The sequence below is a fragment of the Streptomyces sp. NPDC001568 genome (assembly GCF_042893755.1).
In the GTDB taxonomy this organism is placed as follows: domain Bacteria; phylum Actinomycetota; class Actinomycetes; order Streptomycetales; family Streptomycetaceae; genus Streptomyces.
Window position 1 is genome coordinate 62333 of record NZ_JBIAVF010000009.1, and the last position, 12360, is coordinate 74692.

The window sequence follows — 12360 nt, forward strand, 5'->3', positions numbered from 1 at the left end:
GTTTTCCCCCAGTGTGTGTGGTCAGCAGACGGACCCTACCCACCGGGCTCCTCCCGGACGGCGGCCGGGGTGTGGTTGCCCTGGAGCCGGGCCAGGTCGGAGGGCCTGACCTGGATCACGAACAGCGCGATGACCGCGCCGACCAGGGTGAACAGCGCCGCCACGACGAAGGCGGCGCTGACGCCGGAGGTGAGGACCTGGTCGCCCCACGGGTCGGGGAGCCGGCCCGTGCGCAGGAAGGCGGCCTTCTGCCCGGGATCGGCGGCGCTCATGAAGGCCGGGACCTGGCTGCGGGCCTCGTTGCGGCTGGCCGTACCGAAGACGGTGACCAGGATCGACAGGCCGAGCGAGCCGCCCACCTGCTGCATCGCGTTGAGCAGCCCGGAGGCGGCGCCCGACTCCCGGTCGGCCACGTTGGACAGGGCCATCAGCGTCAGGGAGACGAACTGCAGTCCCATGCCGGTGGCGAAGATCAGCATCGGGCCGAGGACGCTGCCCAGGTACGTGGAGTGGATGTCGGTCTGCGTGAGCCAGGCCAGCCCGACCGCGCAGCACAGGGCGCCGGTGACCATGAAGGGTTTGGGCCCGAACTTGGGCAGCAACTGGGACGCGGTGCCCGCCGCCAGCGCGATCATGACGCTGACGGGGAGGAAGGCGAGGCCGGCGCGCAGGGGGCTGAAGCCGAGGACGTTCTGCACGAACAGGGTCAGGAAGAAGAACATGCCGAAGATCGCGCAGGCGAGGAAGAGCATGATCCCGTAGGTGCCGGCCCGGTTGCGGTCGGCGAACATGTGCAGCGGCGTGATGGGTTGCGGCGAGCGGCTCTCGTTGAGGACGAACAGGAGCAGCAGCACCACGGCCGCCCCGAAGGACCCGAGGGTGATCGGGTCGCGCCAGCCGTCCTGGGACGCGCGGATGAACCCGTAGACGAGGGCGACCATGCCGAGGGTGGACAGCAGGGCGCCGGCGATGTCGAAGTGTCCGGGATGGCGGGCGGATTCGCGGATGACCTTCGGGGTGGCGAGGGCGATCAGCAGGGCGATCGGGACGTTCACGAAGAGGACCCAGCGCCAGTCGAGCCATTCGACGAGTATGCCGCCCGCGAGCAGGCCGATGGCTCCGCCGCCGGCCGACACGGCGGCGAACACGCCGAAGGCGCGGTTGCGTTCGGGGCCCTCGCGGAAGGTGGTGGTGATCAGGGCGAGGGCGGTGGGTGAGGCGATGGCGCCTCCGACGCCCTGGAGGGCCCGGGCCGCCATCAGCTGTCCGGCGTTCTGGGCGAACCCGCCGAGCAGTGAGGCGAGGCCGAAGAGGATCACGCCGAAGATGAAGACGCGCCGCCGGCCGAGGATGTCGCCGACCCGGCCGCCGAGCAGGAGCAGCCCGCCGAAGGTGAGGGTGTAGGCGTTGACGACCCACGAGAGGCTCTCGGTGGAGAAGTCGAGCGCCGTCTGGATGTGCGGCAGCGCGATGTTCACGATGGTGATGTCGAGAACGACCATGAGCTGGCAGGAGGCGATGACGAGCAGCGCCGGCCCGTGTCCGCTCCCCCGGACCGTGCCGGCGGTCCCGTTGCTGGTCGGCAGTGCGTTCGGGTCCACCTAGCCGACGCTATGCCCGGCGCGCAAGGGTCACCACTCGAATGGCCTAGGCTGCGTCACCTATCCCATGTGATATTTCACATGACACACTGCCTCGCATGGACGATTTCCTCAGGCTCTCCGCCGACACGGCCCGCTTCGGCCACGGCGCCCCGCACGCCTTCTCGTTCGGCGACGACGGTCGCCTCCTCTGGTTCCTCCGCTCGGGCGGCCCCACCGACCCGCTCGCCGGCCTGTGGGTCCTCGACACCACCACCGGCGCCGAGGCCCTCCTCGCCGACCCTCGCGTCCTGTCCCCCGAGCCCGGCGAACTCCCTGTCGCCGAAGCCCGGTTGCGCGAGCGGACCCGCCTCGTGGCCGCCGGCATCGGCTCGTACGCCCTGTCCGGCGACGGCCGCCGCGCCGTGTTCCCGCTGTACGGGCGGCTGTACGCGGTCGCCTGCGACGGCGACGGACCCGAAGAGCTCCCGGTCGCCGGGCCCGCCCTGGACCCGCGCCCCGACGCCGACGGCTCGCGCACCGCGTACGTCGCCGACGACGCCCTCCACCTGGTCCCGGGCGGCCGGATCAGCCCGGACGACGGAGCCCGCTGGGGCCTGGCCGAGTTCGCCGCCGCCGAGGAACTCGGGCGCGCCCGCGGGCACTGGTGGGCCCCCGACGGGGTGCGCCTGCTCGCCGCCCGGGTCGACGAGAGCGCCCTGCCGCGGCGGTGGTTCGCCGACCCGGCCAGGCCGCAGCTCCCGGCCGAGGACTTCGCCTACCCCGAGGCGGGCGGACCCAACGCCGGGGTCGAGCTGTGGGTCCTCGGGCCCGGGCGACCCCTACGACTCGCCTGGGACGCGCGGGCCTTCCCGTACCTGTCCGACGCGGCCTGGGAATCGGACACCGAGATCCTGCTGACCGTCCAGGACCGGCTCCAGCGGACCGTGCTGCTGCTCGGCGCCGACCCGGCCACCGGCCTGACCCGGGAGCTGTCGCGCACCACGCACCCCCGGTGGGTGGACCCGCTGCCCGGCACCCCCGCCCGGCTCCCCGACGGGCGGATGCTGACCGCCGCCGACACCCCCGCAGGGGCCGCGCGCGGCCTCGCCGTCGACGGCAAGCCGCTGACCGGCGACGGGATCCAGGTCCGCCGCGTGGCCGGCATCCACCAGGGCCGGCTACTGATCGAGGCGGGCCTGCGCGACCCCTCCGAACAGCAGGTGCTCCTCCTGGACCCCGACACCGGGGAGACGACCGCGCTCGCCGACGGACCCGGCGTGCACGGCGCGCTCGCCGGCGCCGGCGCCCTGCTGCTGACCTCCGCCGACGCCGACGGGATCCGCCGCGGCCTGCGCACCGCCGACGGGCGCCGGCTCACCCCCGTCGACCTGTCCGCGCCGCTGCCGTACCGGGTGGCGCCCGTACTGGAACGGGTCACCGAGCACGGGATCCCCACCGCGCTGGTCCTGCCGCGCGACCACGTCCCGGGCCGCCGGCTGCCCGTACTGGTCGACGCGTACGGCGGCCCCGGCTACCAGGACATCAGCGCCGAGCCGATCCGCTGGCAGGCCAAGCAGTGGTGGGCCGACCAGGGATTCGCCGTCGTCACCGTCGACAACCGGGGCACCCCGTACGTCTCGCCCGCCTTCACGCACGCCGTGTACCGGGGCTTCTCCGACGTCACCCTGGAGGACCAGGCCGCGGCCCTGCTGGCCCTCGGCGAGCGGCACCCGGACCTGGACCTGGACCGGGTCGGCGTGCGCGGCTGGTCCTACGGCGGCTACCTGGCCGCCCTCGCGGTGCTGCGCCGCCCCGACCTCTACCACGCGGCCGCCGCCGGGGCCGCCCCGACGGACTTCCGGCACTACGACACCGCCTACACCGAGCGGTACCTGGGCCTGCCCGCCGAGCACCCCGAGGTGTACGAGCGGGACGCGCTGATCGCGGACGCCCCGGGGCTGAGCCGGCCGCTCCACCTGACCACCGGGCTGGCCGACGACAACGTCCACCCCTCCCACACCCTGCGCCTGTCGCGCGCCCTCACCGACGCGGGCCGCCCCCACCAGCTCCTGGCACTGCCCGGTGTCACCCACATGACGCCGGGTGGCACCCGGGAGAAGGTGATGGCGCAGCAACTGGCCTTCTTCCGCCGCGAACTGGCCTAGCGGCCGACCCCTGCGCACCGTTCGGCGGCACGACAGGGGCCCCGGGGACGTCATCGTCCCCGGGGCCCCGCGTCCTCCCGTGATCCCCGTCAGTCACCCGGGAAGTGACAGGCCACCTCGCGCGAGGCGGCGGGCCGCAACAACGGCCGCTCGGTACGGCACAGTTCGCGCGCCTTGGGGCAGCGCGGGTGGAAGGTGCAGCCGGGCGGCGGGGCGGCGGGGCTCGGCGGGTCACCGAGCAGCACGATCCGCTCGCGCCGCCGCTCCGCCGCCGGGTCGGGCAGCGGCACGGCAGACAACAGGGCTCGGGTGTAGGGGTGTTGGGGGTCCTCGTACAGGGACTTCTTGTCGCCGATCTCGACGATCCGGCCGAGGTACATGACGGCCACCCGGTCGCTGACCCGTTTGACCACGGACAGGTCGTGCGCGATGAACACGTAGGCAAGGCCCAGCTCGGTGCGCAGTCGCTCCATCAGGTTGACGATCTGCGCCTGCACGGAGACGTCGAGGGCCGAGACCGGCTCGTCCGCGATGAGCAGGCGCGGGCTGGTCGCCAACGAGCGCGCGATGCCGATGCGTTGGGCCTGACCACCGGAGAACTCGTGCGGGTAACGGTCGATGTGCTCCGGGATGAGTCCGACGAGCTCCATCAGTTCGGCCGCCCGGCGGCGGGCGTCCGCCGCGCTGCGGCCCTGCACCAGCAGCGGGTCGGAGATGATCCGGGCCACGGTCTGGCGGGGGTTGAGGGAGGAGTGCGGGTCCTGGAACACCATCTGGATGTTCCTGCGGACGGGCCGCAGGGCGCCCTGGGACATCCGGCTGATGTCCCGACCGTCGAAGGTGACGGTGCCGGAGGTGGGTTCGAGCAGGCGGACCAGCATCCGGCCGGTGGTGGACTTCCCGCAGCCCGACTCCCCGACGAGACCCAGGGTGCGACCGGCCTCCAGGTCGAAGGAGACCCCGTCGACGGCCCGTACGGGCGCCCCGCGGCGGCCGGTCACCGACCGTTTGCCGGGGAAGGTCATCGTCAGGTCGCGTACGGAGAGCAGCGGGCCGGCCGGCCCGGCGGAACGCGTGGCGTCGGGGCTCATCGGACGACCTCCGGGACGGCGGCGGGACCGCTGTGATGGCAGGCGCTCGCCCGCGCCGGGCCGGCGTACGGGCCGAGTTCGGGGCGGCGCGTCGCGCACAGGGCGCGTTCGGCGTCGGTGCCGGCGGCGGCGCGCGGGCAGCGCGGGGCGAACGCGCAGCCCGGGGTCCGCACCAGCAGGGAGGGCGGGGAGCCGGGGATGGCACGCAGCGGTGCGTCGTCGGCGTCGTCGAGGCGGGGCAGCGAGTCGAGCAGCCCGCGCGTGTAGGGGTGGGCCGGGTCGGCGAACAGGGCGTCGACCGGGGCCTGTTCGACGGCCCGGCCGCCGTACATGACCAGTACCTCGTGGGCGACGCGGGCGACGACGCCCAGGTCATGGGTGATCATCACGACGCCGAGGCCGTGTTCCTGCTGGAGCCGGGCGATCAGCTCCAGGATCTGGGCCTGCACGGTGACGTCGAGTGCGGTGGTCGGCTCGTCGGCGATCAGCAGCTCGGGCTCGCAGGCCAGCGCCATCGCGATCATCGCGCGCTGGCGCATGCCGCCGGAGAACTGGTGCGGGTACTCCCCCGCCCGGCGGGCGGGTTCGGGAATGCCGACCTCGCCGAGCATGTCGACGGCCCGTTTGCGCGCGGCGGCGCGGCCGGCCCGGAAGTGCACCCGGAAGTGCTCGGCGATCTGCTCGCCGACCGTGTAGTAGGGGTGCAGGCTGGACAGCGGGTCCTGGAAGATCATGGCCATTCGGCGGCCGCGCAGCTTCGACAGCCGCTTCTCCGCCAGGCCCGTCAGTTCCTGCCCGGCCAGGGCGATGGAGCCGGTGACCTCGGCGCCCCGGTGCAGGCCCATGACGGCGAGCGAGGTGACGGACTTGCCGGAGCCGGACTCGCCGACGATGCCGAGGGTGCGCCCGGCCTCGACGGTGAAGCCGAGCGAGTCGACGGCCCGTACGGTGCCGCGCGGGGTGGTGAACGTGACGCTGAGGTCGCGCACTTCGAGGAGCGGAGCTGCGGTCATCAGTACCTCACCCTCGGATCGATGACGGCGTACAGGAGGTCGACGGCGAGGTTGGCGACGACGATGAAGAAGGCGGCCAGCAGGGTGACGCCGAGGACGACCGGCTGGTCGGAGCTGACGAGCGCGCCGTAGAACAGCCGCCCGATGCCGGGCAGTCCGAAGATGGACTCGGTGATCACGGCTCCGGCGAGGAGACCGCCGAGGTCCATGCCGAAGATGGTCAGGATCGGGGTCATGCCGGAGCGCAGCCCGTGTTTGACGACGACGGTCCGTTCGGGCATGCCCTTGGCGCGGGCGGTGCGGATGTACGGCTCGGCCATCGCCTCGATCATCGAGCCGCGGCTCTGGCGGGCGTACATGGCGGCGTAGAGGAGGGCGAGGGCCGTCCAGGGCAGCAGCAGGTTGGACGCCCAGCCGAGCGGGTCGTCGGTGAGGGCCTGGTAGGTGGGGTAGGGCAGGAGCCCGCCGATGCGGATGACTCCGTAGATGAGCAGGACGGAGGTGAAGTAGACGGGCAGGGAGGCGGCGGCGACCGCGCCGACCATCAGGGCCTTGTCGGTCGCCGTGTCCTTGCGCAGGGCCGCGGTGACGCCGGCGCCGAGGCCGAGGACGAGCCACAGGACGGCGGCGCCGAGGGCGAGGGAGGCGGAGACGGGCAGCCGGTCCATCAGCAGGTCCCACACGGGCAGCGAGCTCTCGTACGAGTAGCCGAGGCAGGGGAAGTCGCAGGCGACGGCGTACTGGCCGGTGCCGAGGGTGCGGCCGGTGAAGATCCCGGTGAGGAAGTCGGCGAACTGCTTCCACAGGGGCTGGTCGAGGCCCAGGTGGATCCGTACGTCGGCCAGCCGTTCGGCGCTGCACGTCTTGCCGCAGGCCGCGGCGGCCGGGTCCGAAGGCAGCACGTAGAAGATGAGGAAGGTGACGGCGGCGATGGCGAGCAGGACACCGGTCAGGGCGAGCAGCCGGCGGGCGAGGTGGAGGATCACGTACGGCCTCCCCTCGGGTCGAGGATGTCGCGCAGGGCGTCACCGAGCAGGGTGAAGGCGAGCACCGCGAGGAAGAGGAAGACGCTGGGGATGACGAAGTACATGGGGTCGGTCTCGTAGAAGGCGACGGATTCGGCGATCATCTGGCCCCAGGAGGGGGTCGGCGGACGCACGCCGACGCCGAGGTAGCTGAGCGCGGCCTCGGTGCTGATCATGCCGGGGATGAGCAGGGTGGTGTAGGCGATGACCGGGCCGGCGACGCCGGGGAGGACGTCGCGGGTCAGGATCCGCCAGGAGCTCGCGCCGCCGACGCGGGCGGCGTCGACGTACTCGCGGTGTTTGAGGGAGAGGGTCTGGCCGCGGACGACGCGGGCGATGCCGGGCCAGCCGAAGACGCCGATGACGGCGGTCATGAGGACGATCCGGTTGACGTCCTTGGCCACGGACAGCAGCGCGATCATGAAGATGAGGGACGGGAAGGACATCGTCAGGTCCATGAGGCGGGACAGGACGGCGTCGGTGCGGCCGCCGAAGTAGCCGGCGGCGATGCCCGCGGCGGTTCCGGTGACGACGACGATGGCGGTGGCGGCGAAGGCGATGAGGAGGGAGACCTGGGCGCCGTGGACGACGCGGGCGAACAGGTCGCGGCCGGTGACGGGTTCGACGCCGAGCCAGTGCTCGGGGCTGATCCCGCCGAAGGAGCCCAGCGGTAGTCCGCCGAGGTAGGGGTCGACGGCGGACTTGTCGAACTCCTCGGGCGACCAGCCGCCGAGCGCGGCCAGCCAGGGCGCGGTGACAGCCATCAGGACGAAGAGCAGGACGACGCCGAGGCTGACGCGGACGGCGGGGCGACGGCGCAGTTCCCGCCGGGCGAGCTGCCAGGGGCTGCTGCCCGGGGGGACGTCCTTGGCGGGTGCGCCGTCCGGGGGCGGGGCGCCGTCCGGAGCTGGGGCGCCGTCCTGGCCGGCGGGTCCCTGGCCGGCGGTGCCCGGTGCGGTGGTGGTCATGGTGTCGGAGGCCTCGGGGCCCTCAGCCCTGGCTCTTCGACGGGTCCTTGAGCCCGACGGTCGCGTAGTCGATGGTGCCGGTCCACACCGGGTGGCCGTAGGCACCGGCGACGTTCGGGCCGACCAGGAGCGGCTTGCGCTCCAGCAGGACCGGGACGGCCGGGGACTTCTTCATGATCTCGGCGTCGAGGTCGATCCAGGCCTGGTTGGCCTGCTTGGCGTCGGCCATGGCGTTGATCTCGTCGATCCGCTTGATGGTGGCCTCGTCGCGGAACTGGCTGTTGTTGCCCTGGTTGCCCTTGTCCTTGATGGTGCGTCCGTCGAAGACGAACGGGATCCAGGTGGAGCCGGAGGGGTAGTCGGGGCACCAGCCGCTGAGGGACATGTCGGGGGTGGTGGAGAGGTCCCCGATGACGTCGTAGTAGGCGCCCGGGTCGATGGTGTCGATGACGACCTCGATGCCGGCGCGGGACAGGCCCTGCTGGATGGCCTCCGCCTTGCCCTTGTCGCCGGTGGAGACCGCGAGGGAGACCTTCAGGCGCTCCTTGCCGGCGGCCTTCAGGAGTTCCTTCGCCCGGGCAGGGTCACCCGCGGCGGGGATCTTCAGGGTGTCGGCCTGCTTGCCGCCGGAGAGGGCCGGGGGCAGGTAGGCGGTGGCGACCTCGTTGAGGGCCGGCCCGCCGCCCGCGGTGACCACGGCCTCCTTGTCGACGGCGTACTGCATGGCCTCGCGGACCTTGGGATCGTCGAACGGGGCGCGCGAGTTGTTCAGGTGGAGCATCTCGGTGCAGCCCTGGGACTCGGCGAGCAGGCGCGCCTTGACCTCGGGTTTGGGCAGCACCTTGGGGGCGCTCTCGGGACGCATGTCGGAGTACTGGACGGCGGAGGCGTCGGCTCCGTCGCCGGCGATGATGCGGTCGTCGATCTGGCCGCCCTTGAGTCCCATGACGACGACGAACTTGTCGGGGTAGGCCTTGCGGACGGTGTCCGTCTTCGGGTCCCAGTGCTCGTTGCGGACGAGCACGAGCTTCTTGTCCCGGTCGTACGTGTCGATCCGGTACGGGCCGGAGGAGAACGGGCGGGCGTCGTACTGGGTGCCCTTCTCCTGGGACTGCGGGACCGGGGCGAAGGTGGGCAGGGTGGCGGTCGCGGAGAACTCCGCCACGGGGCGCTTGAGTTCGAAGACGATCGTGCGGTCGTCCGGGGTCTTCACCGAGTCGAGGTGCTCGCCCTGGAGGGGGCCCTTGTAGCCCTCGGTGCCGGCCAGGTACTGGGCGGCGTAGTCGGGGCCGCCGGTGAGGTCGGGGGCGAAGGAGCGCTCGACGTTGTACTTGATGTCCTGGGCCTTGATCGGTGAGCCGTCCTCGTACTTGACGCCTTCCTTGAGGGTGAAGGTCCAGGTGCGCCCGCCGTTGGACGCGGTGCCGAGGTCGGTGGCGAGGTCGGGGACCAACTCGCTGCCCGCCTTGCCGGGCTCGGCCTTGAAGGTGACGAGCGTGCGGTAGAGGAGGCGGGTGCCGAAGTCCATGGTCGGCATGACCCAGTTGCGGGCGGGGTCGAGGTGGGCGAAGTCCTGGTTCGACAGGACGGTGAGGGTGCCTCCCCTCACCGGGGTGCCGCCGAGGGTCTTGCCGTCGTTGGCGGCGGCGGGGTTCGCGGCGGAGGGTGCGGCCCCGGCGTCCTTCTTGGGGTCGGAGCAGCCCGAGACGCCGAGTGCGAGAGCGGCCACCACGGAGGTGGCGAGGGCGAGTTGGGTGCGCTTGGTCATGGGTCACTCCAGTGAAGGGCCGCGCTTTAGGATGTGACCGGTAACATAGTAATGTGAAATTGTACTGACAAGGGGTCTGCGGCCCCGTTATCCAGCCGTGTCCACATCCCGTCCCTCGGAAGGGGGTTGGGTGGTACCGCACCGGCGGCCGTTCCGCGTTCCACCAGGGGGCCCTCGACGGGTTCGGGCTGCACGGCGTGGTGCACCTGGCGCAGGCCGCCGCGGTCCGGGGCCACCCGCCGGTTCCGTCACCTCACCTGCGGATGCTTCGGCGTGCTGCTCCGGGTTACGCGGCGCCCGAGGTGAAGCGCCATACGGCGTGCTCCATGCCGGCGGGTTCGTGTCCGAGGAGCGCGGCGGCCTCCTCGTACGCGGTGCGCAGTTGCTCGTAGGGGAGGTTCGGGACACCGGCGTTCGCGGCGAAGGTCCGCAGGTGCACGTCCACGGCCACCTGGGAGCGGCCGACGAGGTTGCCGATGTAGTCGACCGTCTTCGGCCCGACACCCTTCACCGCGCGCAGGGCGGTGCGGTGGGCGCGGTGGTCGAGCCAGGCGTGGAGGTCCTGCCGGGTGTCCACGCCCCGTGCGACCAGCAGGTCCGTGATGGCGTGGGCGGTGGCCACCCTGCGGGGGCTGTTGAAGTCCATGGCGGTGGCGAGGTCGTGGCCGGCCAGCCGTGCCCGGAATCCGCGGACGGTCACGGCGTCGGGCCAGTCCGCCTCCAGCCGGCGCAGGCGGGGCAGGACGGTCGAGCGGTACTTCCGGCGGGCGTGGAAGCTCGCGTCGCAGATGACGGCCCCCATGTGCGTCCAGCCGCCGGGGGCGGCGAACGGTCCGTCGCCGAGGGCGTTTCGGACGTGGCCGGCGAGCAGTCGGGCGGGGTCGGGAGCGGTCATGGGGCCCATGATGCCGCCCCCTCAGGGCGCCCGGAGGGGAAGCGCGGAATCCGTCGCCCCCCGTCGGAGGGCGGCCCGGTGGGGAGGTGCTCGTCCGGCACGGTCGGTCCCCTGCCCGACGGGGTCCGGGGTGTCGTCAGGGCGAACCCTGGAGGCCGGAGCCGAGGCCGCCCGGGGTGCGGCCGACCGGTTCGTCCCGGCCCTGGGCCCAGAGGGAGCGGACGTGACCGAGGTGGCGCTGCATGCACTCCATGGCAGCCTCGGCGTCGCCCGTGAGCATCAGGTCGAGCAGTTCGATGTGCTCCTCGGCGGAGGAGACCAGCTTGCCCGCCTCGTCGAGGCCGGTCAGCCCGTAGAGCCGCGAGCGCTTGCGCAGGTCACCGACGGTTTCCACGAGGCGGTCGTTGCCCGCGAGGGCCAGCAGGCCGAGGTGGAAGCGCCGGTCGGCCTCCAGGTAGCCGATGAGGTTGTGCTCCCGCGCGTTGGTGACGATCTCCTCGGCGACGGGCCGCAGGGCCTCCAACTGCTCGGCCGTGGCGATCTTCGCGATCCGGCCGATGGTGGGGACCTCGATCATCGTGCGCAGTTCGGTGTACTGGTCCAGATCGCGTTCGCTGACCTCGGTGATCCGGAAGCCCTTGTTGCGGACCGGCTCGACCAGGCCCTCGCGCGCCAGGTCGAGCATCGCCTCGCGGACGGGCGTTGCGGAGACGCCGAGTTCGGCGGCGAGACCGGGGGCCGAGTAGACGCTGCCGGGACGCAGCTCACCCGCTATCAGTGCTGCTCGGAGGGCGTGGCCGACCTGGTCCCGGAGTCGTTCCTGAGCCTTGATGAGACTGTGCTGCTTCAGGTCACCCATTGCATTTCCTCCGAGACCCCCGACACCATCACCACCACCGATGAGCAGAGGCACAGCGTACAATGTCACGTTTCGCTGGGTGCCCCGCCGGCGGCCTCGAACAACGCGACCGCCACGGCAAGATCCTCCCAGGCCATGCCCACGCTCTTGAAGAGCTGTGGACAACCCACCCTCCCTCCGGCCGCGATCCGGCCCGTGACCAGGTCAGCGAGGGTGCCGTTGATATGACCGGGACCGATCGCCCCCTCCGCCTCCGGCACCAGCAGATCGCCCGCCTCGCGCAGGGCCGCCGCACGGGCCTCCACGTACACGGCCGCCCGGCGCACGAGCGCGGTGTCGGTCTCGCGGGCGTCCGGCTCGTGCGAGCCGACGGCGACGACCACCGCACCCGGCGCCACCAGCCGTCCGTCGAAGAGGGGTTCGCGGGACGTGGTGCAGCACAGGACCAGGTCCGCGCCCGCCACGTCCCCGGGTACGCCGCCACGGGCCGGCACGCCGAGGCCGCCGGCGTGCGCCACCAGGCGCGCGGTCCGAGCCGGGTCCCGGGCCACGACCACCGCGTCGGCGAGCTCCCGCACCCCGAGCACCGCTTCGAGGTGGCCGTACGCCTGCGGTCCCGTGCCGAAGAGCACCAGTCGCAGCGGGCGCCCCGACGGGGCGAGGTGACGCAGGGCCAGGGCGGAGACGGCCGGGGTGCGCAGGGTGGTGAGGGCCGCGCCGTCGAGGAGGGCCAGCGGGCGCAGGGTGGGCCCGTCCAGGAGCAGGTAGCTGCCGGTGATGCGGGGCAGGCCGCGGCCGGGGTTGCCCGGCGCGACCCCGGCGATCTTCACCCCGGCGTACGCCCCGGACGCGGCCGGCATCAGGAGCAGCTCCCCACCGGGTACGTCGACGGCGGTGCGCCCCGGGCAGGTCTCCGGGTCGAGGCCCCCGAGCAACACCGCGGCCAGGGCGTCGGCCGCCCGGGCGGGGGTGAGGAGCCGGGCCATCTCCTCG

Annotated in this window: 10 protein-coding genes; 1 reads left to right on the forward strand and 9 read right to left on the reverse strand. The window is 72.6% G+C overall.

The window, feature by feature from the left end; all coding sequences use genetic code 11:
* Positions 1–35: 35 nt before the first annotated feature.
* Positions 36–1502 (reverse strand): MFS transporter, encoded by a 1467-nt coding sequence (locus ACFY0I_RS18065; protein WP_388896878.1) that lies wholly within the window; start codon positions 1500–1502, stop codon positions 36–38.
* A gap of 197 nt (positions 1503–1699) precedes the next feature.
* Here ACFY0I_RS18065 and ACFY0I_RS18070 point away from each other — a divergent pair, with 197 nt between their 5' ends.
* Positions 1700–3748, forward strand: a complete 2049-nt coding sequence (locus tag ACFY0I_RS18070) for a prolyl oligopeptidase family serine peptidase (RefSeq protein ID WP_388896370.1) — start codon at positions 1700–1702, stop codon at positions 3746–3748.
* An 89-nt stretch (positions 3749–3837) separates the two neighbouring features.
* Here ACFY0I_RS18070 and ACFY0I_RS18075 read toward each other — a convergent pair whose 3' ends face one another.
* The 8 genes from ACFY0I_RS18075 to ACFY0I_RS18110 form a co-directional block, all read right to left on the reverse strand.
* Entirely contained in the window at positions 3838–4839 is a 1002-nt protein-coding gene (locus ACFY0I_RS18075) for an ABC transporter ATP-binding protein (protein WP_388896373.1), read from the reverse strand.
* The gene (locus ACFY0I_RS18080; RefSeq protein WP_388896376.1) at positions 4836–5852 is read right to left on the reverse strand and encodes an ABC transporter ATP-binding protein; all 1017 of its coding nucleotides are present in this window, start codon (positions 5850–5852) and stop codon (positions 4836–4838) included. The genes ACFY0I_RS18075 and ACFY0I_RS18080 overlap by 4 nt, the downstream gene beginning before the upstream one ends.
* Complete coding sequence (locus tag ACFY0I_RS18085; RefSeq protein WP_388896378.1) at positions 5852–6838, reverse strand: ABC transporter permease; 987 nt, start codon at positions 6836–6838, stop codon at positions 5852–5854. The genes ACFY0I_RS18080 and ACFY0I_RS18085 overlap by 1 nt, the downstream gene beginning before the upstream one ends.
* A complete protein-coding gene (locus tag ACFY0I_RS18090; protein WP_388896381.1) occupies positions 6835–7845 on the reverse strand; it encodes an ABC transporter permease in 1011 nt (336 codons plus the stop codon). Before ACFY0I_RS18090 ends, ACFY0I_RS18085 begins: the two co-directional genes overlap by 4 nt.
* Positions 7846–7867: 22 nt before the next feature.
* Positions 7868–9613: an ABC transporter substrate-binding protein gene (locus ACFY0I_RS18095; protein ID WP_388896384.1), complete on the reverse strand. Its 1746-nt coding sequence runs from the start codon at positions 9611–9613 to the stop codon at positions 7868–7870.
* Positions 9614–9899: 286 nt separating this feature from the next.
* Positions 9900–10508, reverse strand: coding sequence for a hypothetical protein (locus ACFY0I_RS18100; RefSeq protein ID WP_388896386.1), 609 nt, complete (start codon positions 10506–10508; stop codon positions 9900–9902).
* 136 nt (positions 10509–10644) lie between these two features.
* The gene (locus tag ACFY0I_RS18105) at positions 10645–11367 is read right to left on the reverse strand and encodes a GntR family transcriptional regulator (RefSeq protein WP_388896389.1); all 723 of its coding nucleotides are present in this window, start codon (positions 11365–11367) and stop codon (positions 10645–10647) included.
* A 65-nt stretch (positions 11368–11432) separates the two neighbouring features.
* Complete coding sequence (locus ACFY0I_RS18110; RefSeq protein WP_388896881.1) at positions 11433–12353, reverse strand: ornithine cyclodeaminase family protein; 921 nt, start codon at positions 12351–12353, stop codon at positions 11433–11435.
* Between the last annotated feature and the right edge of the window lie 7 nt (positions 12354–12360).